The organism is Sphingobium aromaticiconvertens (assembly GCF_037154075.1).
Taxonomy (GTDB): domain Bacteria; phylum Pseudomonadota; class Alphaproteobacteria; order Sphingomonadales; family Sphingomonadaceae; genus Sphingobium; species Sphingobium aromaticiconvertens.
In genome coordinates this window covers 4674682-4695628 of sequence record NZ_JBANRJ010000001.1, presented here as the reverse complement: position 1 = coordinate 4695628, position 20947 = coordinate 4674682, and the positions used below count along the sequence as shown (strand labels likewise).

23 protein-coding genes are annotated in these 20947 nt (G+C 63.9%); 13 read left to right on the top strand and 10 right to left on the bottom strand.

Annotated elements, in window-relative coordinates:
* Positions 1–6 precede the first annotated feature (6 nt).
* The 4 genes from pstA to WFR25_RS22760 all read right to left on the bottom strand — a co-directional run bounded on the left by pstA (position 7) and on the right by WFR25_RS22760 (position 5135).
* Positions 7–1266, bottom strand: coding sequence for a phosphate ABC transporter permease PstA (gene pstA, locus WFR25_RS22775; RefSeq protein ID WP_336973938.1), 1260 nt, complete (start codon positions 1264–1266; stop codon positions 7–9).
* Entirely contained in the window at positions 1263–2660 is a 1398-nt protein-coding gene (gene pstC / locus WFR25_RS22770) for a phosphate ABC transporter permease subunit PstC (RefSeq protein ID WP_336973937.1), read from the bottom strand. The genes pstA and pstC overlap by 4 nt, the downstream gene beginning before the upstream one ends.
* Positions 2661–2670: 10 nt before the next feature.
* Positions 2671–3741, bottom strand: a complete 1071-nt coding sequence (locus WFR25_RS22765) for a substrate-binding domain-containing protein (protein WP_336973935.1) — start codon at positions 3739–3741, stop codon at positions 2671–2673.
* Positions 3742–3875: 134 nt separating this feature from the next.
* A complete protein-coding gene (locus tag WFR25_RS22760; protein ID WP_336973934.1) occupies positions 3876–5135 on the bottom strand; it encodes an ATP-binding protein in 1260 nt (419 codons plus the stop codon).
* Positions 5136–5234: 99 nt separating this feature from the next.
* Here WFR25_RS22760 and WFR25_RS22755 point away from each other — a divergent pair, with 99 nt between their 5' ends.
* From WFR25_RS22755 to WFR25_RS22740, 4 genes are all read left to right on the top strand, one after another.
* A complete protein-coding gene (locus tag WFR25_RS22755) occupies positions 5235–5663 on the top strand; it encodes a hypothetical protein (RefSeq protein WP_336973931.1) in 429 nt (142 codons plus the stop codon).
* A 95-nt stretch (positions 5664–5758) separates the two neighbouring features.
* Positions 5759–6046 (top strand): HPr-rel-A system PqqD family peptide chaperone, encoded by a 288-nt coding sequence (locus WFR25_RS22750; protein WP_336973930.1) that lies wholly within the window; start codon positions 5759–5761, stop codon positions 6044–6046.
* Complete coding sequence (locus tag WFR25_RS22745) at positions 6043–6906, top strand: HprK-related kinase A (RefSeq protein ID WP_336973929.1); 864 nt, start codon at positions 6043–6045, stop codon at positions 6904–6906. The genes WFR25_RS22750 and WFR25_RS22745 overlap by 4 nt, the downstream gene beginning before the upstream one ends.
* Positions 6903–7943 carry a nucleotidyltransferase domain-containing protein gene (locus tag WFR25_RS22740; RefSeq protein ID WP_336973927.1) on the top strand — a complete coding sequence of 347 codons (1041 nt, stop codon included), beginning with the start codon at positions 6903–6905 and terminating at the stop codon, positions 7941–7943. The genes WFR25_RS22745 and WFR25_RS22740 overlap by 4 nt, the downstream gene beginning before the upstream one ends.
* On the opposite strand, the gene WFR25_RS22735 is transcribed toward WFR25_RS22740, so the two are convergent.
* The 4 genes from WFR25_RS22735 to WFR25_RS22720 form a co-directional block, all read right to left on the bottom strand.
* The gene (locus WFR25_RS22735; protein ID WP_336973926.1) at positions 7940–8335 is read right to left on the bottom strand and encodes a hypothetical protein; all 396 of its coding nucleotides are present in this window, start codon (positions 8333–8335) and stop codon (positions 7940–7942) included. The genes WFR25_RS22740 and WFR25_RS22735 overlap by 4 nt on opposite strands.
* A gap of 97 nt (positions 8336–8432) precedes the next feature.
* Positions 8433–9809, bottom strand: a complete 1377-nt coding sequence (locus tag WFR25_RS22730) for an amidohydrolase (protein WP_336973925.1) — start codon at positions 9807–9809, stop codon at positions 8433–8435.
* A 74-nt stretch (positions 9810–9883) separates the two neighbouring features.
* The gene (locus WFR25_RS22725; protein ID WP_336973923.1) at positions 9884–10675 is read right to left on the bottom strand and encodes a 3-hydroxybutyrate dehydrogenase; all 792 of its coding nucleotides are present in this window, start codon (positions 10673–10675) and stop codon (positions 9884–9886) included.
* Positions 10672–11856, bottom strand: coding sequence for a patatin-like phospholipase family protein (locus WFR25_RS22720; protein ID WP_336973922.1), 1185 nt, complete (start codon positions 11854–11856; stop codon positions 10672–10674). The genes WFR25_RS22725 and WFR25_RS22720 overlap by 4 nt, the downstream gene beginning before the upstream one ends.
* A gap of 132 nt (positions 11857–11988) precedes the next feature.
* Here WFR25_RS22720 and ypfJ point away from each other — a divergent pair, with 132 nt between their 5' ends.
* Both ypfJ and WFR25_RS22710 read left to right on the top strand, forming a co-directional pair.
* On the top strand, positions 11989–12879 hold the full coding sequence (gene ypfJ, locus WFR25_RS22715) for a KPN_02809 family neutral zinc metallopeptidase (RefSeq protein ID WP_336975007.1): 891 nt from the start codon (positions 11989–11991) through the stop codon (positions 12877–12879).
* Positions 12876–13364 carry a PaaI family thioesterase gene (locus WFR25_RS22710; protein ID WP_336973921.1) on the top strand — a complete coding sequence of 163 codons (489 nt, stop codon included), beginning with the start codon at positions 12876–12878 and terminating at the stop codon, positions 13362–13364. Before ypfJ ends, WFR25_RS22710 begins: the two co-directional genes overlap by 4 nt.
* A 22-nt stretch (positions 13365–13386) precedes the next feature.
* On the opposite strand, the gene WFR25_RS22705 is transcribed toward WFR25_RS22710, so the two are convergent.
* Positions 13387–13590, bottom strand: a complete 204-nt coding sequence (locus WFR25_RS22705; RefSeq protein ID WP_336973919.1) for a hypothetical protein — start codon at positions 13588–13590, stop codon at positions 13387–13389.
* An 88-nt stretch (positions 13591–13678) separates the two neighbouring features.
* Between WFR25_RS22705 and WFR25_RS22700 the strand changes: the two genes are divergently transcribed.
* The 7 genes from WFR25_RS22700 (at position 13679) to WFR25_RS22670 (ending at position 20348) form a co-directional block, all read left to right on the top strand.
* Entirely contained in the window at positions 13679–16414 is a 2736-nt protein-coding gene (locus WFR25_RS22700; RefSeq protein WP_336973918.1) for a bifunctional [glutamine synthetase] adenylyltransferase/[glutamine synthetase]-adenylyl-L-tyrosine phosphorylase, read from the top strand.
* Positions 16408–16869: a thioredoxin-dependent thiol peroxidase gene (gene bcp / locus WFR25_RS22695; protein WP_336973917.1), complete on the top strand. Its 462-nt coding sequence runs from the start codon at positions 16408–16410 to the stop codon at positions 16867–16869. The genes WFR25_RS22700 and bcp overlap by 7 nt, the downstream gene beginning before the upstream one ends.
* A 10-nt stretch (positions 16870–16879) precedes the next feature.
* Positions 16880–17677, top strand: coding sequence for a ferritin-like domain-containing protein (locus WFR25_RS22690; protein ID WP_336973916.1), 798 nt, complete (start codon positions 16880–16882; stop codon positions 17675–17677).
* 104 nt (positions 17678–17781) lie between these two features.
* Positions 17782–18510 (top strand): M23 family metallopeptidase, encoded by a 729-nt coding sequence (locus WFR25_RS22685; RefSeq protein WP_419723179.1) that lies wholly within the window; start codon positions 17782–17784, stop codon positions 18508–18510.
* A 90-nt stretch (positions 18511–18600) separates the two neighbouring features.
* A complete protein-coding gene (gene erpA / locus WFR25_RS22680; RefSeq protein WP_336973914.1) occupies positions 18601–18927 on the top strand; it encodes an iron-sulfur cluster insertion protein ErpA in 327 nt (108 codons plus the stop codon).
* A gap of 48 nt (positions 18928–18975) precedes the next feature.
* The gene (xth, locus tag WFR25_RS22675) at positions 18976–19755 is read left to right on the top strand and encodes an exodeoxyribonuclease III (protein ID WP_336973913.1); all 780 of its coding nucleotides are present in this window, start codon (positions 18976–18978) and stop codon (positions 19753–19755) included.
* Between the two features lie 65 nt (positions 19756–19820).
* Positions 19821–20348 (top strand): DUF2239 family protein, encoded by a 528-nt coding sequence (locus WFR25_RS22670; protein WP_336973912.1) that lies wholly within the window; start codon positions 19821–19823, stop codon positions 20346–20348.
* A 13-nt stretch (positions 20349–20361) separates the two neighbouring features.
* Here WFR25_RS22670 and WFR25_RS22665 read toward each other — a convergent pair whose 3' ends face one another.
* A complete protein-coding gene (locus tag WFR25_RS22665; RefSeq protein WP_336973910.1) occupies positions 20362–20934 on the bottom strand; it encodes a septal ring lytic transglycosylase RlpA family protein in 573 nt (190 codons plus the stop codon).
* Between the last annotated feature and the right edge of the window lie 13 nt (positions 20935–20947).

Here is a 20947-nt window from a genome sequence, read left to right as displayed (position 1 = left end):
AGGCGTCTACCACCGTTTTTCAAACTTGTTGCGTAGATAGATGGCGAGGCCGTTCATCGCGAGCAGGAAGACCAGCAAAACGATGATCGCGGCCGAGGTCTTTTCGACGAAGCCCTTGGAGACTTCATCGGACCAGAGGTAGATTTGCACCGGCAACACGGTCGCCGGATCGGTCACGCCGCCGGGTGGAGTGGCGATGAAGGCGCGCATGCCGATCATCAGCAGCGGCGCTGTTTCGCCCAGCGCGCGGGCCATGCCGATGATGGTGCCGGTCAGGATGCCGGGCAGGGCCAGCGGCAGGACATGGTGGAACACGACCTGCACCGGGGAAGCGCCCACGCCAAGCGCGGCGTCGCGGATGCTGGGCGGCACCGCCTTGATCGCGTTGCGCCCGGCGATGACGATGACCGGCATCGTCATCAGCGCCAGCGTCAGGCCGCCGACCAGCGCCGCTGATCGAGGGAGGTGCAGCAGGTTGAGGAAGATCGACAGGCCCAGCAGGCCGAAGATGATCGAGGGGACGGCGGCGAGATTGTTGATCGACACTTCGATAATGTCGGTCAGCCAATTCTTGCGCGCATATTCCTCAAGATAAAGCGCCGTGGCGACGCCGACCGGGAAGCTGAGGATCAGCGTCACCAGCATGGTCAGCAGCGACCCCTTGAACGCCCCCCAGATGCCGACCTGGGTTGGATCGGTGCCGTCGCTCGACGTCAGGAAGGTGCTGTTGAAGCCGGTGGAGACAAGGCCTTCTGTCTTCAGCCGCTGATAGGCGGCTTCATTGTCCGGCGATCCCGTGCTCTTGGCGGCAAGGTCGAGGCCGGTCGAGGCGGGTACGGAGATCGTGGCGACCCGGCTGAGGATCGTCGGGTCGGCCTTGATCGCGTCGCGGATCGACAACCAGGCATTGGGTGAGAGGAGCGCGTCGGCGTCCTTGCCCAGCAGTTTCTGGGCCGCCTGACTTGTCACCATCGGCAGGTTGGCGTTGGCCAGCGCATGATCGCTGATCGTGGCGGGGTCCAGCAATAGCGGCGACGTCGGGAAGTCGATCTTCAGCGCGATCTCTGTCCGGGTGAAGCCGCGCAGGCCGTTGCCCATCATCGAGAAGAGCAGGAAGGCGAGGAAAGCGGCGCTGACCAGCACGGCAGCCATGCCGAACGCCTTGAACCGGCGTTCCGATGCATAGCGGCGGGCGATGCGTTTCTGCATCGCATCCGATTTCCAGTCGGTGGGGAGCCTTTTGGGGAAGGGGAGGGGCGCGGTCATTCGTAGGCCTCGCGATATTTTTTCACGACCCGCAGGGCCACGATGTTGAGCAGCAGGGTGACGATGAAGAGGACCAGCCCAAGGGCAAAGGCGGCCAGCGTCTTGGCGCTGTCAAACTCCTGATCGCCGGTCAGCAACTGGACGATCTGGGTCGTCACTGTCGTCACGCTGGCAAAGGGATTGGCGGTCAGGTTGGCGGCAAGGCCCGCGGCCATCACCACGATCATCGTCTCGCCGATCGCACGGCTGACGGCCAGCAACACGCCGCCGACGACACCGGGAAGGGCGGCGGGGATCAACACCTTGCGGATCGTCTCGCTGGTGGTCGCGCCCATCGCCAGACTGCCGTCGCGCATCGACTGCGGCACGGCGGCGATGCTGTCATCGGCCATCGAGGAGACGAAGGGAATGATCATCACGCCCATGACAAGACCTGCGGCCAGCGCGCTTTCCGAACTGGCGCTGTGGATGCCGATCGACACCGCAAAGTCGCGCAGGGCAGGCGCGATCGTCAGCGCGGCGAAATAGCCATAGACGACCGTGGGCACGCCCGCGAGCACCTCAAGGATCGGCTTCATCCATTTGCGGACGGATGGCTGGGCATATTGGGTAAGGTAGATGGCGCTCATCAGGCCCAGCGGAATGGCGACGATCATGGCGATGATCGCGCCGATGAAGATCGTGCCCCAGAAGAGCGGCACCGCGCCGAACGCATCGTCATTGCCGTAGCCGAGCGCGGCGGACTGCGGGCTCCATTTGGTGCCGAACAGGAAGTCGATGGGATTGACCATCGAGAAGAAGCGGAGCGATTCCCACAGGAGCGAGGCGACAATGCCCAGCGTCGTGATGATCGCGATCAGAGAAGCAAGCAGCAGCACGGCCATGACCAGCCGCTCGACCCGCGTGCGCGCCCGGAAATCGGGACGGATACGGGTGAAAGCGTAGGCGCCGCCCGCAAAGGCCAATACGGCTGCGAGGATGGCGCCCGCTATCCCGTAGCGGCTGGTCGCGGCCCGATAGGGTTCGACCAGCGCCTGCGACAACGGGTTGAACACGGCTGCCTGCGAACCGCTGGCCACGGCGCGCGCCTCACCCAATATGGCCCCGCGCGAGAAAGCGTCGCTGGGCAGGCTCTGTGCAGCCGGGCTGTCCAGCACTGCCCCCGTCACCAGCGCAGGGGTGACATTGGCCCAGACGGCCAGGAACAGGAAGGCCGGGACGACCGTCCACAGCGCGACATACCAGCCATGATAGCCGGGCAGGCTGTGCAGGGGCGCGCGCTGCGTACCCTGCGCCTGCACGCTGGCTTTCAGGCGCAGGGCGCGGGCGCGACCGCTAACCCAGGCGATTGCGCCCAGGCCAGCAAGCAGCAGCAATATGGCGGGTCCGGTCATGCTCCGTCGCTTACTTCAGCGCCGAACCGTCGAGGGGCGTGAGCGTCTTGACGACCTCTGCGCTGGCCGTGCGGGCAGCCTCCGGCGCGGCGACCATGCCGCGCTTGGTCAGTATGCCGTCGGGGTTCCAGTTGGTGCTGAAGGCGTTCATGTAATTCTGAAGACCGGGGATCGCGGCCAAATGCGCCTTCTTCACATAGAGATACAGCGGACGCGCGCCCGGATATTGGCCGGTCGAGACGGTTTCGTACGTCGCCTCTACCCCATTGATCGGAATATCCTTCAGGCTGTCCTTATTCTCTTCAAGGAAGCTGTAGCCGAAGACGCCGACTGCATTGGGATTGGCGCCCAGCTTCTGGACGATCAGATTGTCATTCTCGCCCGAGTCCACATATTTGCCGTCTTCACGCACGCGGGTGCAGGTGGCCTTGAACTCGTCCTCATTCTTTTCCTTGAGCGCCTTCATCGCCGGATCACTCTCGCACCCCTTGGTCAGAATCAGTTCGGCGAGCGAATCGCGGGTGCCGCTGGTGGACGGCGGGCCAAAGACGGAGATGGTGATGGCGGGCAGGCTGGGGTCGACATCCTTCCAGGTCTGCGTCTTGTTCGGACCCTTGCCAAACGGAGTGGCGGCCAGCGCCTTGTAGACGATCAAGGGCGTCAGCTTGAGGCCGGGGCCCTTGTTCGATTCGGCAAAAGCGAGGCCGTCGACGCCGATCTGCACCTCGATGATGTCCTTGACGCCATTGGCCTGGCACTGGTCGAACTCGGCCTTCTTCATCCGGCGCGACGCGTTGGCGATGTCGGGATGCTGGGCGCCGACGCCCGCACAGAACAGCTTCATGCCGCCGCCGGTGCCGGTGGATTCGATGATGGGCGACTTCATGCCGGGATTGCCCTGAACGAACAGTTCGGCGACCGCTGTGGCGAAGGGATAGACGGTGGAGGATCCGACCGCGCGGATCTGGTCACGGGTTCCGCCTGCTGCGCCGCCGCCAGCCTGATCACCGCAGGCGGAAAGGGCAAGAAGGGCGGCAAGAAGGGTGGGGGCCGATACGGCCAGGCTGGCGAACTGCTTCACGGAAAACCTCCATCAATGACATGGCGGCGATTCGCTGGTCGCTGCCCCCTTGGGTTTGCGACCTAACCATGCTTCACCGCGCCTTTGTGACATTGAGGTTGCAGTTTGATGACACGATTCCCGACGGCACGTTTTTATACGTCCTGTTTTGCATCCACTTCTGTCGCCTGGGCAAGCGGAACGAGGACGGTGATCGTCGTTCCCTTGCCCAATGTGCTGGCGATATCCAGCCGTCCGCGATGCCGTTCCACGATATGTTTGACGATGGCAAGGCCAAGGCCCGTGCCGCCCATTGCGCGGCTGCGGCCCGAATCGACGCGATAGAATCGCTCGGTAAGGCGGGGCAGATGATCGGGACCAATCCCTTCGCCTTCGTCCGCGACCGTCAGTCGGGCCATGCCGGTCGGCCCGCCGATCAGCCGCACGCTGATGGGTGTGCCGGGGCGACCATATTTGGCCGAATTGCCGATGAGGTTGTGCAGCAACTGCGACAATTGGGCGCGATCGCCCTGCACGATGGGCAGGCCCGGCTCGATCTCCATCTCCACTTCGCGCCCGCGATCGCCGTGGCTGGACCTGAAAACGCCTACCACCTCGGCCAGAAGCTCCGACAGGTCGACGGCGGTGTCGGGTGCGCGATATTTCTCCGCCTCGATGCGGGAAAGGGACATCAGGTCGTCCACCAGCCGCTGCATCCGGCGCGCTTCGCCATCCATGATCTTCAGGAAGCGGTTGCGGGTTTCATCATCCTTGCCCAGTTCCGGATCGGCCAATGTCTCGATGAAGCCCAATATCCCTGCCAATGGGGTGCGCAGTTCGTGGCTTGCATTGGCGACGAAATCGACGCGCATCCGCTCGGCCGCATAGGCGCTGGAGCGGTTGACGAGGTGAACCATGCGCCGGGCGTCCTGAATCGCGGCGGACGGCAAGGGCGCGACCCGCATCCGCCAGCGCTGGTCGCGCGTGCCCAGGCCCACCAGCTCGATCGCATAGGGTTCGGCCATCGGTGCATTGCTCGCCAGCCGTTCGGCGGCGGCAGGGTGGCGGATGGCGATGCGGGCATCTTCCCCCACGATATGAGCGCCCAGCAGGCGCAAGGCTCCCTGATTGGCGCGCACGATCCGGCCGCGCTCGATGACCATCAGGGGATCGCCAATCCCCTCCAACATGCTGGCGAAAGCGGGATCGTCGAGCAGGTCCGATGGCTCCTGCGCGGTCATTGCCGGTTCGTTCGGGCCTGCATTGCCGAAGGCCGCGATGGTCAATATGCCCAGCCCCGCCAGAACGGGCAGGGCGATGGCGTGAATCGCCGCGCCCGTCAGCAGTGCGGTTCCCGTGCACAGCAAAAGCAGGCCAAGCGACCAGGTGATTTGGGCAGTCGTCAGTCGATTCATGGTTACCGCGCTGGATTATTCGCCGCTTTGCTGCAACAAGCGGGCATAGATGAGGGCGTGCTTTACGCTTTGGCAAGCAGGTTGTCGGATCATAGTCAGATGAGTGAAGACAGGCCCGAACAAGAAGTACCGGAAACGGTCGACGGCATCATCCCCGATAATGTTGTCACGTCGCGTCGCCAATTGTTGATGGGTGGTGCGGTTGCGGCGTCGGCGATCGTGTCGATCCGTCCGGCACTGGCCAGCACGGCTGCGTCCGTCCTCAACTGCTCGATCCCCGTGCCCGATCCCGGTCGCGGCAGCGCCTATGTCGCGCCCGATGGCAGGGTCGTGCCGCCCGGCACGCAAGGTGCTTTCCCCGGCGGAGGTCGTGCCTTTACGGGTGAACAGGTCAAGCAGGCGCTGCGCGGTGGGCGGTTGCCAGGTACGGGTTACGAGCAAAATCAGGCCTATCTCAACTATATCCGTCGCCTTCAGTCGGGGACCAGCGGCTTTACCTGCTATGCCTCGCTGCAAATGCCGCGCTGACGACCCCTTTTTTTACGAAGCTTGCCGTCAACGCTTGGCTCTGCCTTAACCTCTTTGCATTACGGGGGTGTGGCAACAGGGGGTGAAGCCAGCGCATGACAGCATCGAATCGCTATCTTGCCGAACCGGAAGAGGCGGTTGTCGAGCGGGTGCTGGACGACATCACGCTGCTTTATCATCGTCCTTCGGGCCAGACGCACATGGTTGTCAGCCCCGTGCCGGAAATCCTTGCCGCGCTGCGCGCAGACGGGGCGGGGGATGCCGAGTCCGTACATGGACGGTTGGCTATATCCTTTGATCTGGGTGCGCCTGATGCGGCGCAGGCAGCGATCGCACGCCATCTGGAGGAGATGGCGCAGTTGGGGCTGGTGCGACGCTTGTGACCCATAGCCTTACCCTGAATATCGGCCCCGCGACTTTTCGGATCGGTTCGGCCTGGTCCCAGCCGATCGCCCAGCTTGCGCGCCTTTATGCGGCCTATCCCGACGCGTCGGGGCGGGTTGCGGATTTCACGGTGCGGCTGGAACCGGCCGCGTTCCTGCGTCGCTGGGTTCGCTCGTCCATCTTCATCACCGGCGATCATGGTCTGGCGGACGCCGCGCCGATGAGTCTGGCGCATGGGTTGCTGGCGGCGGAAATGGGGATGAACCTGCAAATGGCACTCGGTTGGCGGCGGCATCTGCTGCTCCACGCGTCGAGTGTGGAGAAGGACGGGCGCGTGCTGGTGATGACCGGCGAATCGGGGTCGGGCAAGTCTACGCTGGCGGCGATGCTGGGCGAACGGGGCTGGCGGTTGATGGGCGACGAATTTGCGCTGCTGGATATGGAGACGGGCCAGATTTTTCCTTTCCCACGCCTCGTCTCGCTCAAGAACAGCGCGATTGCGGTGATGGAGGCGGAGGTTGATGCGCCGCGCATGGGACCGATGATGCAGGGCACGGCGAAGGGGGATATTCGGCATCTTGTTCCGCGCGCGGATGCCGTTGCCCGGATGGGCGAAGGCGGCGCGCCCGCGCTGCTGCTGTTCCCGCGTTTTGGCCATGACCGTGCGGTGCGGCCCGTTGGGCAGGGGGAGGCGTTCATGCGGTTGACGCAGGCGTCGACCAACTATGTCGCGCTGGGGGAGCGGGGGTTTGATGCGCTCACGCGTTTTGTGGGCGACGTACCGGCGCGGGCGATCGACTTTCCTTGCGGAGAGGCCGCCATCGCGCTGGTGGAGCAGCTTTGGGAAGAACTGGCATGAGTGCGCGGTTGCTCGTGTGCGCGCTGCGCGATCCGACGTCGGTCGAGGGGCTGGACGCGGCGCAGTGGAATAGCCTGATCGCGGCAGCGCGGGGCGAGCGGCTGATCGGCACGCTGGCGGTGCGGATGGCCGATCGCGCCTTACCGGACGCGGTACAGCCCATCGTCACGGATGCGCTGGACGAGGCGGCGCGGGAGGCGAAGCAGGCCTTGTGGGAGGCGGATCGCGCCCGCGCCGCGCTCAAGGATCTGGACGTGCCGGTCGTGCTGCTGAAGGGCACGGCCTATGCGGCCGCGGATTTGCGGGCAGGGCAGGGGCGCTTCATCGGCGACCTCGACATATTGGTGCCGCGCGAGAGTCTGGATGCGGTCGAGGCGGCTTTGTTCGCGGCGGGATGGGAATGGGTGAAGCCTGATCCTTATGACGACGCCTATTATCGCCAGTGGATGCATGAACTGCCGCCGATGATCCACAAGACTCGCGACCGGATGATCGATGTGCATCACACGATCCTGCCGTTGACCGCGCGGCAGACGCCTGATGCGGCGGCGCTGATCACGGATGCTGTGCCGCTGCCGGATGGGCTGTTGATTCTGTCGCCTGAACACATGGTCTGCCACGCCGCCGCGCACATGCTGGCGGATGGCGATCTAGCCGGGGGGCTTCGCAACCTGTGGGATATTCACAGCCTGTGCTGCGAGTTCGGCGCGGCGCAAGAGGATTTCTATATCAGCCTGTTTGAAGAGGCTGCGTATCACGGTCTTTTAGTGCCGGTTTGGCGCGCTCTGCGGCTGGCATATCATCTTTATGGGACGCCGGTGAAAGCCTATAGTTCGCCTATTACCGTGGACTATCGGCTTAAACAGTGTGACAGGCTTTTTATTGTCCGCCTGCTGGCGCGTGACGGTTGGGGGCGGGAAACGCACAAGCTGCTCCGCTTCGCTTTCTTCGTCCGCTCCCATTGGTTGCGGATGCCGCCCGCGATGCTGGCGCGGCATTTGTTCACCAAATGGCGCAAGGGCCATCGTCCCGCTTAGTAACCGAAGGTCAGGCCAACCCCATAATATTTGGGTCCGACATTGCCTTTGAGCTTCAGCATCGGGATCAGGGGCATAGCGACCGTGCCATAGGGGCGCAGATTGTCGCCGCTGACGCGCACGCCAGCGCCCAGGGTCAGCGAGAGGGGGATCGTATAGGTCGCCTCGACCCGTCCATAGAGGCGTGTGCCGCCATCGCGCAGGAAGACGCCGCCGCTGGGCGTCAGCTTGAAACCGCCTACGCCCAGCGCATAGCCTGCGCCCAGTTCCGTGCCCCAATGCCCATCGGCGCGGCTGTAGCCGCCTTCGACTCCGATGCCCTCGGCCTGCGCGGTCGAGGTGAAGCCGATCGCTGCCAATGCAGCCAGCGCCATTGCGAATGTACGAACCATGTTGCTTGTCCTGCCCTGAAATCCTGAATCGTCGGGGGCTAGAATCGACGGGCCGTTCAGGCAACTGATACTGGGGCAGGGCGAGTCGGATATGCGACTAATGCCGCTTCATGATGTCGAGTGCCAGCAAGGTCATGGCTTCGCTGGCGGTCGAGATCACCTTCTCCGCATCGGGTGCCCAGAAGGGGCTGTGGAGCGAAGGGAGGGAGGTCTGCCCGGCGGCGGCCTTCGCCATGGCGTCGGCGGGAACGCCACCGACCCAGAAGATGAAGCTGTTTATCGACTTGTCCGCGCGATAAAAGCGACCGAAATCCTCGCCACCCATGGCAGGCTGAGCCAGAACGACACGGTCGGCGGGGAAGTGCCCTCTGAGGACGGTCGCCATCTGCTCGGCAAAGGCGGGCGGGTTATAGGTGGAGGGGGTGAATTCGTCCTTCACGGTCACGACCGGCATCCGGTCGTCGGGCACGCCAGCGGCCATCGCTTCACCCCGCGCGACCCGCTCAATCCCCTTGATGAGCTTTGCGCGCGTGTCGTCGGAATAGCTGCGGACGGTGAGCAACAGTTTTGCTTCGTCTGGGATGATATTGTGCTTGGCCCCGGCCAGAAAGCTGCCGACCGTCACCACGGCGGGGTCCTGCGGGTCCTGCTCCCTGCTGACGAGCGTCTGGAGCGTGCCGACGATGCGCGAGGCGATGACGATCGGGTCTTTCGTCGTCTGCGGATAGGCGCCGTGCCCGCCCATGCCCTTCACCACGATGTCGACGCTATCGACATTGGCCAGCGTATAGCCCGGCGTATAGCCGATCTTCCCGGCCTCCAGATTGGCCGCGTCGTGGAAGGCGAGCGCATGGGTCGGGCGGGGGAAGCGGGTATATAGCCCATCCTCCAGCATCAGTCGTGCGCCCCGGCCCACCTCTTCGGCGGGCTGGAGGATCAGGACCAGTGTGCCTTTCCACTCCTTCTTCATGGATGACAGCAGCTTGGCCGTCTCGATGAAGGCGGTCATATGGGTGTCATGGCCGCAGGCGTGCATCACGCCCGTTTCGACGCCCTCGGGCGTTTTGGCTTTCACCTTGGATGCAAACTCCAGACCCGTCTGTTCGACCACGGGCAGGCCGTCCATGTCGGCGCGGATCAGCACGACCGGGCCGCTGCCATTTTCCATCACCGCGACGACGCCGGTGCCACCGACCTTCTCGGTTACGTCGAACTTCATGGCTTTCAAGCGCTTCGCCAGTTTTGCGGCGGTCTGGACCTCCTGCTCCGATAATTCGGGATGGGCGTGGAGGTCGCGATAGAGGGTCATCAGCCCCTCCATGTCCTGCGCAATCTTTGGTGCGATCATGCTGGCGGGACCGGTGGGCGTTGCAGCAGCTTCGACGGGTGTGACGGGGGGCGTCGCCTGCGGCTTGGCCAGTGCCGTGGACGAAAAGGCGGTTGCAGCCATCAAGGCCGTCATCATGCGACGCATATCAAAAAAATCTCCCTAGCTGATGTCAGCATAGGGAGATTTTCGGGCCATTCCAGAGGGCTGTTGCCAGCGCGTTACTGCGCGGTCCAGCCGCCATCGACGGAGAGGTTCGCGCCGGTGAAATTCGCAGCCGCATCGCTGACCAGAAACATCATGGTTGCCGCGATCTGTTCGACCGTTACGAACTGCTTGGTCGGCTGCCCGGCCAGCAGCACGTCGTTCATCACCTGCTCGCGCGTCATGTTGCGCGCCTTCATCGTGTCGGGAATCTGGTTTTCGACCAATGGCGTCCAGACATAGCCGGGCGAAATGCAGTTGGCGGTGATGCCGTCGGTTGCGACTTCCAAGGCAACGGTTTTGGTAAAGCCCGCGAGGCCGTGCTTGGCGGTCACATAGGCGGACTTGAAGGGGGAGGCGACCAGCGAGTGGGCCGAGGCCGTCTGGATGATGCGGCCCCATTTCTTCTGCTTCATATAGGGCAGGGCAAGGCGGGTGGTGTGGAAAGCCGCATTGAGGTTGAGCGCGATGATGAGATCCCATTTGTCGATCGGAAACTCTTCGACCGGGGCGACATGCTGCATACCCGCATTGTTGATGAGGATGTCGACACCGCTGAAGGTTTCGGCGGCCTGGCTCATCATCGCTTCGATCTGATCCACCTTGGTCAGGTCGTGGCCGCTGTAGAGCGCCTTCGCGTCGCTGATCTCCTCAAGGGCGAGTCGTTCTTTCTCGATCGCCGCTGCATCGCCAAAGCCATTGATGACGATGTTCGCGCCTTCGCCTGCCAACGCCTTGGCATAGGCAAGACCGATGCCGGAGGTCGATCCGGTGATAAGGGCAGTCTTACCAGCGAGGGAACCACTCATGCCGTCTTCTCCTTGAGATGATCGGGCGAATCGAGGTCGAAGGTGGCGCTCTTTCCGTCCAATATGTTGCGGGCGATCAGGTCGCCCTTGTGCATCACTTCCTCCACCGCATCGCGGCCCTGCGCCCAGTGGTCGAGCATGGTCGAGCGCGAAAATTCAAAGTCGCGCGCGCCGCTTTCCCACGCACGGCTGCGGTAGATGAGATGGACGATGTTGACCGCGCCGACATCGACATAGTCGCGCAACTGGCGCACGTCGGGATCGTCCTGCATGTCGGATGGCAGTTTCTTGAGCAGGGCTTCGATCGTTTTATGCTCGCGGCGCAGACGCAGATACTGGTCCGTCACCTGGCGCGTGCGGCTGGAATATTGGATGTCCTTGGTGCGCGAATAGACGTCGGTCATCTGCCGGGGCATCGGCCCCTCGGCCGGGAACAGATCAACCTGGAATATCAGCATGTCATCGGACTGATGATCGAGCACATGGGCAAGCGGCGTATTGGAAACGATGCCGCCATCCCAGTACCAGCGCCCGTCAATCTCGATCGGCGGCAGGCCCGGCGGCAGCGCGCCGGACGCCATGATATGCCGCGCGTCGATGCGCGTATTGCCGCCCGGACCGCGGGTGTCCCAATAGGCGAAATTGCCGGTTTCCACATCGACGGCACCGACCGACAGGCGGACCGGGCCATCGTTCAGCAGATCCCAGTCGACGCAGGCGTCCAGCATGTCCTTGAGCGGGGCGCTGTCGTAGAAGCTGATCGCGCCGGCCGACCCTTCGGGCATCAGTGGCGCGGGCCACAAGCGCGGGCGAAACATGCCCGGCACGCCGAAGGTCGCGACCGCGCCCGCCGCCATCAGATGCGCGGCTTCGCGGATATGGTCGATGTCCGGCAGGATCATGTTGGGCATCCCGCCGGAGACGGTGCGCCAGAATTTCTTGAGGCGGCCCAGTCGTTTGTGCGGTGGATTGCCCGCGATGATGGCCGCGTTGACCGCGCCGATCGAGATGCCTGCCACCCAGTGGATGTCGATGGACAGTTCGTCCAGCCGTTCGAAAACGCCCGCCTGGAATGATCCTAGTGCGCCGCCGCCTTGAAGCAGAAGCGCAACCTGACGGGGCAGGGGCAAGGGCGTCGCGGAGCGGCGGCGCGGGGGTTCTTCGGTGTCACTATCAGCCATGTCGCAGTGCAATATAGTGTTTGCCGGAACCATTCCAACATTATGTCGCCCGCTGTCAGACTGCAAACAGGACGATGCCGATTGTCGCCTTCGCAAGCGGGGGCTATGGAACAAAAGACACAGGAGGGCGACATGCGGCTGGACGACGAACAGGAAAGCTCCAACTTCGAGGTGCAGGACGGTCGCGGCGGCGGTGGTCTTGGTGGAGGTGGCGGTCTGGGCGGCGGCCTTGGCATGTTGCTGCCGCTGATCGGCAGTCGCTTTGGTTGTGGCGGAATCGCCGTGGTGCTGATCATCATGGTGGTGATGGGTGGGAACCCGCTCAGCATGCTGGGTGGCGGCAGTGGGAATAGCCCGCAGGTCGAAACGCGCCAGCCGGGCACGCAGGAACTGACCGACATTCAGCGTACCTCCCTCAAGGTGTTGGGATCCACCGAGCGACGCTGGGCCGACATCTTCAAGGCGCATGGAGAGGTGTATCCCGCGCCGACACTGGTTTTTTACAGTCAGGCGGGGCAGTCGGGCTGCGGCGCGGCGCAATCGGCGATGGGACCATTTTACTGCCCGGCGGACAAGCGCATCTATCTCGACACCGATTTCTTCAGGGAAATGGAGTCGCGCTTCAATGCACCGGGCGATTTCCCGATCGGCTACATCATCGCGCATGAAGTAGGGCACCATATCCAGACTATCACGGGCGAGGCGAACAAGATCCGGGCCGCGCAGCAGCGCGCGTCGGAGGCTCAAGGCAATGCCCTGCAAGTGAAGATGGAGTTGCAGGCGGACTGCTATGCCGGGGTCTGGGCCGCGCGCGACACCAATCTGATGGAACCGGGCGACCTGGAAGAAGGCATGCGCGCGGCTGAGGCAATCGGCGACGATACGTTGCAGAAATCGGCCGGGCGTCGCCCGGTTCCCGAAAGCTTCACCCACGGCAGCAGCGAACAGCGGATGCAGTGGCTCCGCAAGGGGCTGTCGACCGGCGATCCGGCGCAATGCGACACGTTCGGAGGCTCGATTTGAGTCTGAAGGGACTGCCGGATTCGGCGTTCGGGGTGCTGGATCAGTCGGCGACAGCAAGCCTGACCGGTATGGAGGCGATGCAAGGCATGCTGGCGGGACGGTTGCCGATCCCGCCGATGGGCCGCACGCTGGATTTCACGTTGATCGAGGTTGGCGAGGGTGTTGCGGTGTTTGAGGGGACGCCTTCGGCTGATTTGCTCAATCCTTTGGGCACCGTTCATGGCGGTTGGGCGTTGACGCTGATCGATTCGGCCTGTGGATGTGCGGCCTTCACCCTGCTGCCTGTGGGAGTCGGCTATACGACGGTGGAGACCAAGGCGAATTTTACCCGCGCCATCATGGCCGACAGTGGTCCGGTGCGCTGTGCGGGACGGGTGCTGTCGCCGGGGCGGCAGATCATCACGACCGAGGCGACGCTGACGGGAGCGGATGGACGGTTGCTGGCGCATGGTACCTCGACCATCATGGTGCTTCCGCCGCGCTGAACGGTAACGTGGCGTAGCCGCTTCACATGCCGCCGAGCTTGCCCAGCAAATCAAGCATATCCGATGGAAGATCGGTTGGCGCAGGGCGATAACTGGCGCGCAAGGCGTTACCGATCCCTTCATAGGGCAGCGGCAGATCGACGTTCACGACGAGGCGCGCGCCATTATCGCGTCCGAATGCCGATTGGCCGATAGGTTTCCGCTGGCCGATAGGTTTCCGCTGCATGTCCATGGAGTTTAGAACGGCCCGCGCGCGCAAAAGTTTCTGGCAATTTCGGTAAAGCGAGGCATAGCCCATCGAAAAAGGAGCAGGCATGACCGTCAATCGGCCCCAAAAACCTCAATCCCCACCTCAGTCTCAGGCGCCGGACTGGCAAGAGGCGCTGGCGCGGGCGAAGGCTCATTCCCCTTTTCTGTCGCGGTTGATGGATCGCCACCCAGCGCTGGTCGCGTTGCTGACCGACGGTGACGCAGAAGCGGCGCTGGCGCAGGCCCATCAGGCCGGGGACGGTGCATCAAGCGTTGCCCAGTCGCTGCGCCGCCGCAAGGGTGCGCTGGCACTGGTGACGGCGGTCGCGGACGTTGCCGGGGCATGGGATATGGACCGGGTGACGCGGACCCTGTCCGACCTGGCCGACACCGCGCTTAACGAGGCGATCGCGGCTGCCATGGCGGAGCGTTATCCCGACGCGCCGCCGGGCGGTTTCGCGGTGCTGGCGCTGGGCAAGCATGGCAGCCGGGAACTCAACTATAGTTCAGACATCGATCCCATCCTGCTTTATGACCCGCGAGCCATGCCGCACGGCGAGCGGGAAGATGTGGCCGATGCGGCGGTGCGGATCGGACGGCGGGTAAGCGAGATTTTGTCGGCGCGCGATGGCGATGGCTATGTCTTTCGCGTCGATCTGCGCCTGCGCCCCTCACCGGAGGCCACGCCGATCGCGCTGCCGGTGGAGGCGGCGATCGGCTATTATGAATCGACGGCGGTTGGATGGGAGCAGGCCGCCTTCATCCGTGCGCGCGCGGCGGCAGGCGATATCGCGCTGGGCGACTATTTCCTGCGTTCCATTCGCCCGTTCGTGTGGCGGCGGAGCCTGGATTTCGGGGCGATCGACGCGATCACCGACATTAGCCGCCGTATCCGCGACCATTATGCGCAGGGGCAGGCGTTCGGGCCGGGCTATGACCTGAAGCGCGGTCGCGGTGGCATTCGCGAGGTCGAGTTTTTCGCGCAGGTCCATCAGTTGATCCACGGTGGGCGCAATCCGTCGCTGCGCTCTGGCGCGACGCGCGAGGCATTGGCGGCGCTGGGCGCGGCGGGCGTGATCGAGCCAGAGGTCGCGCAGAAGCTGGACGAGGCCTATGTCTTGTTCCGCACGATTGAGCATCGCTTGCAGATGGTCGAGGATCGGCAGACCCATGAACTGCCAACTGGTGCGGATGCGATGGACAATGTCGCGCGGCTGCACGGACTGGTCGATGGCGACGCCTTGCTGGCATTGCTGCGCCCGCATGTGGAATGGGTAGGCGGCAATTACGACAAGCTGACGCCCGCTCGCGATGACGAACAGGCCGCGCTGTCGATGGATGATGATCGGCTGCGCGAGCAGTTGGTCGCGCTGGGCTTTGCCGATCCGCAGGTGCCGCTGGCGCGTATCGCCCATTGGCGTACAGGCAAGGTGCGGGCTTTGCGCAGCGGCCCGGCGCGTGAGGCGCTGGAGGAACTGCTTCCCGGCCTGATGCGCGCGCTTGCCGCCGCGCCTGACCCGGATCGGGCGCTCAATCGGCTGGACGACATGATCGGGCGCCTGCCGAGCGCCATCAATTTCTTCAAACTGCTGGCGGCGCGACCCGGCCTTGTCGCGCTGCTTGCTGAGATATTGAGCCACGCGCCTGCGCTGGCTGATGCGCTGGGACGGCGGGCGGAATTGCTCGATGGACTGATCGACGCCTCAGCCTTCGATCCGCCGCCTGATGTGGCGATGCTGGCGCGACAGTTTGGCGCGCTGGAGCCGGGTGAGGATTATCAGGCGCTGCTCGATCGGGTGCGCCAGCGCGTGGGCGACCGGCGCTTTGCGATCGGGGCGCAGATCGTGCGGGGCGGCGATCCGCTGGAGGCGGGGCGGGCCTATAGCCGTGTCGCGGAAGGCGCGATCGAGGCGCTGGCCAGCGGCACCGTGATGGCGTTCGAGGAACAGCATGGCAAGGTGCCCGGTGGCGAGTTGCTGATACTGGCGCTGGGGCGGCTGGGTGGCGGGGTGCTGACCCATGCGTCGGACCTTGACCTCGTCTACCTGTTCACCGGCGATTTTCAGACCGAATCGGATGGCGCGAAGCCGCTGGGCGCGACCCAATATTTCAACCGCCTTGCACAACGGATCACCAATGCGCTGTCGGTGGCGACCGCGGCGGGGCCGCTCTATGAGGTCGATACCCGGCTGCGACCATCAGGCGCACAGGGGTTGCTGGCGGTCAGTCTGGAAAGTTTCGCCCGCTATCAGCGGGAGGAAGCCTGGGCCTGGGAGCATCTGGCGCTGACACGGGCACGGCCCGTCTTCGGACCGGACGCTGCAAGGGCGGCGCTCGGCGCGATCCTGTCGGAGACGCTGGAGCGGCCGCGCGATACCGACGATCTGGCGCGGCAGGCGGTGAAGATGCGGGGCGACATCGCCACGCATAAGCCGCCCGCGAGCGAACTGGACGTCAAACTGGTGCCCGGTGGGTTGGTCGATCTGGAATTTTTGATCCATGTCATGCAGTTCCGGCATCATATGGCGTTCGACCCCGATCTGGGCGTGGCGCTGCGGGAGCTGGTCGCGGCGGGACATTTGCCGGCTTCGCTGGTATCGGCGCATGATCTCATCACCCGCTTTCTGGTGGTGTCGCGGCTGGTGTCGCCCAAATCGACCGAACCTCGGGAAGCGAGCCGACCGTTGGTGGCGCGGGCCTGTGGGCAGGCCGATTGGCCCGCGCTGCTTGCAAGCTACGCGCAGGCGCGCCAGAGCATCGGTAACGAGTGGCAGGCGCTGAAAGGAACGACAGGATGTTGAGCGAAGGCGATAGCGTGCCCGGTGCGGCGCTGAAGGATGCGGATGGGACCAGCTTCACGCTGGAGCGCTATCGGGGCGCGCCCTTGGTCCTCTATTTCTATCCCAAGGCGGATACGCCCGGCTGCACCAATGAGGCGAAGGACTTCACTGCGCTGACCGGTGATTTCGCCAAGGCGGGCGTGCCGGTGGTCGGCGTGTCGAAGGACAAGCCCGCAAAGTTGAAGAAATTCTCCGACAAATATGGGCTGGCGGTGACGCTGGCGTCCGATGAGGAGGGCGGCTTTTGTGAGGCGTTTGGCACCTGGATCGAAAAGAGCCTCTATGGCCGCCAATATATGGGCATTGCGCGGGCCACCTTCCTGATCGATGCGGACGGCGTCATCCTGCGCGCCTGGCCCAAGGTCAAGGTGAAGGGCCATGCCGAGGAAGTGTTGGAGGCCGTGAAGGCCCTGTGAGAAAGTCGTTGTGAGCGGCAGGAGCGTCGCTGCCGCCTGTCGCACGGTACTGACGACAGCGGATCCCCGCGCCAAGCTGATGGCGGCGCGGGCGGCGGCGCGCGACTGGCGGCTGGGGCGGCTGGAACGGGCGTTCGATGTCGCCATGCCCGATCGCCCCGCGCGGCCCGCGACGCCGGAACTGCTGCCGCCCAATCAAATGCCTCGGCGGGGCAAGGGCGGGACGGAGCGGGCGCGGATCGCGATGCTCCATGCGCTCGCCCATATCGAATTTGTGGCGATCGATCTGGCCTTTGACCTGATCGGGCGTTTCGGGCGCGACTATCCTCCGGCCTTTATCGATGAATGGATGCGGGTCGGCGCGGATGAGGCGATGCACTTCGCCCTGCTCGACCGGCGGCTGCGGCTGTTGGGCAGCCACTATGGTGCGCTGCCTGCGCATGACGGGCTGTGGCAGGCGGCAGAGGAAACGGCAGGTGATGGGCTGGCGCGGCTGGCCGTGGTGCCCATGGTGTTGGAGGCGCGGGCGCTGGACATTACCCCGTCCATGATCGTGCGGTTTCGTGATGCGGGCGACGCGCCCTCGGCGCGGATTTTGCAACGCATCATGGGCGATGAGATTCGCCATGTACGGGCGGGGACGACATGGTTCGTCTGGGCGGCGAACCGAAGGGGGCAGGATGCCGCCAAATATTACCAAATCCTTGTAAAGCGCCACTTTCGTGGTGCTGTTAAGCCACCGTTCAACGACTCGGCGCGCGATGAGGCCGGTCTGACGCGGGATTTCTATGTTGCGCTTGCAACATGAGCGCGGATTTGCACTCTGCACTCGGGGGCAGTTAACTCTGCTAATTAATTTTCGGGAACGCCACAGGGCATTACAGAACCCTGGGTCCATAAGTCGGGGTCTGCATGTCGATTTCTATTAGTGTCAACGGTCGCGATTCTCATTGGTTCCAACGAATATCCAGGAGAGCGAAAATTGCTGCGGTTGCCGGGATGGCCGGGGTGCTCTGCGCCGCCGCGCCGGCCCAGGCCAGCGACGATGACGATCCCTATGGCGATGTGACCGAAGCGAGCGCCAGTGCGCTGGGCAAGGGCGATGCAGGCTTCTCCAACCTGTTTTCCAGCCTTCAGCGCATGGACGGCGCGGTCAAGTCGGCGACCTATATCCCCTCGGGCCGCCCGGTTGCGAAACTATCCCTGACCTCCAATTTCGGCGTCCGTTCCGACCCCTTCAATGGCGGCGCCCGCATGCATAAGGGCATCGACATCCCCGGCCCCGTCGGCACTCCGATCTACGCCACCGCAGACGGCATCGTCAGCCGCGCCGGTTGGGCCAGCGGCTATGGCAACCTCGTCCAGATTTCGCACGGTGGTGGCATGGAAACGCGCTACGGCCATATGTCGAAGCTGATCGTTGCCGCGAATTCCTATGTGCGGCGCGGCCAGTTGATCGGCCTGATGGGCTCGACCGGCCGTTCGACCGGCAGCCATCTCCACTATGAAGTCCGTGTCGATGGCGCGGCGATCAACCCGATCCCCTTCGTCGCCGGTCCCGACTATCTGGTCGCGATGAACACCAAGCCGCCGATCGCAATGGGTGGTCCCAGCAAGGCGGACGAAAAAGCGGCTCATTGAGGCCGATATTTTCGACGCTTTTCTCGAAGTTTCCAAAGGTCCGGCAGCCTATGGCTTGCCGGGCCTTTTGCTTGTCCCTATCTTAGCAGCATGGCCGACATTGATCTGACTCCTTCCGCCGCTGCTCGCGTGGCCGCTATCGCCGCCAAACAGGGCAAGCCCGCGATCCTGCGTCTGGCGGTTGAGGGTGGTGGCTGTTCGGGCTTCCAGTATCGGTTCGGCTTGGCCGATATGGTGGAAAGCGACGATCTGGCGGTCGAGCGCGATGGCGTGACGCTGGTAGTCGATGATGTCAGCCTGGACCTGGTGCGCGGATCGGCGGTTGATTTCGTCTCCGACCTTGGCGGGGCCGCGTTCAAGGTGACGAACCCTAACGCCACGGCCGGATGTGGATGCGGGACCAGCTTTTCGGTTTGATCTCTGTCTTCACCTCTCTAGGGATGCTGGGGAGGAGACCATTTGGCCATGCGCATCGCCACCTTCAATATCAACGGTATCAAGGCGCGCTTGCCGCGTCTGGTGGAATGGCTGGAGGAAACACGGCCCGACATTGCCTGCCTTCAGGAAATCAAGACGTCTGACGAAACCTTCCCGGAGAAGGATATCGAGGTGGCGGGCTATGGCGCGATCTGGCACGGGCAAAAGGGCTTTAACGGAGTCGCGATTTTGGCGCGCGGCGAGGTACCGGTGGAGGTCCGTCGTGGGCTGGAGGGCGAACCGGAAGACGAGCATAGCCGCTATCTGGAAGCTGATGTGAAGGGCGTGCGCGTCGCCAGTATCTACCTGCCCAACGGCAATCCGCAGCCGGGGCCGAAATTCGACTATAAGCTGCGCTGGATGAAGCGATTGCGCGCGCGCGCGGCGGAAATCTGGGGCGAGGAAGTGCCCGCGATCCTGGCAGGGGACTATAATGTCATCCCGTTCGACCGCGACACTTATTCGGTGAAGGCGATGGAGAATGACGCGCTGATGCAGCCCGAAAGCCGCGCCGCCTATCGCGCGATGATGGGCGACGGGTGGACCGATGCGCTGGCGAGCCGCCATCCGGCGGGCGGCGTATGGACCTATTGGGACTATCAGATGAATGCCTGGCCGCGGGATGCGGGCTTTCGCATCGATCATTTGCTGCTTAGTCCGGCTGCCGCCGATCGGCTGGTCGACGCGCAGGTGGACAAGGATTTTCGCGGGCGGGAGAAGGCGAGCGACCATGCGCCGACCTGGATCAATTTGCGCGATGTCGGGTAATTATACCCGGATATATTGACTTAATAAAATCCGGGTAATAAATACTGTGTCAGAGGAGATCTGACATGCTACGGACTTTGACGGCCTTTGCAGGCGATATCTGGATCGGCACCGGCGATGAGGTTGAAGTGCGCGCGGCGGTGCTGGCGCTGGGAGATGGCGCACAGAATGTTCTGCTGTTCGACGATGCGACGGGCAAGCAGGTGGATATTGACCTGCGCGGCGATGCGCGGGCGTCCGACGAGGCGCCGCGCGGGCGAGGACGCCCCAAGCTGGGCGTGCAACCGCGCGAGGTGACGCTGCTGCCACGGCACTGGGACTGGCTGGCGGCGCAACCGGGGGGAGCATCCGCGACCCTCCGCAAGCTGGTCGAGGCGGCGCGCAAGGCGGAGGCAGGCAGCACCACGCCCCGCGCGGCGATGGATGCGGCCTATCATTTCATGACGGCGATGGCGGGCGATCGGACGGGGTATGAAGTGGCGATCCGGGCGCTTTATGCGCGCGATGCAATGGGCTTTGCGGATGCGACTGAAGCGTGGGCGAGCGGGGTACGGGATCATGCGCGTGGGCTGGCGGGGCCAGCTTTTGGGTGAGGCTGCGCCGTTTTTAATTACCTGACGCTGTCAGCTGTGTCCGCAGATTTTGCAGAGTCTTCTCTTTCACCGGGGGCAAGTCGCGGGCCGGTTTGCCTTTGCGGAGGCGTTTGCGGTCCTTTTCTGATGGGTCGATGTTGCGGACGCGCACGGGGGCGTGGCCGCGGGCGCGGATGCCTAGCTGTTCGGCGGCTCCGCGGGACAGGTCGATGATGCGTCCGTTGCGGGCGAAGGGGCCACGGTCGTTGATGCGGACGATGATGCGGCGGCCCGTTTCCAGCGCGGTGACTTCGACATAGGTGGGCAGCGGCAGCGTTGTGTGCGCGGCGGTGATCCAGGCCGGATGAAACTTCTCGCCATTGGCGGTGCGGTTGCCGGACTCGCTGCCATACCAGCTGGCATAACCCAGCATGTCATAAGTAGGGTCGGCGGCGGGCACATAAGTGGTGCCCCGTACTGCATAGGGGCGGCCGATCTTTACGGGCGTGTCGCTGACGGGACGGAAATTACCGCCGGCGCAGGCGGACAGGATCAACAGGGCTGTCGCGGCGCTGGCGGTACGGGCCGTTCTTCGGAGTGTTCGCATGGGGCGGACCCTA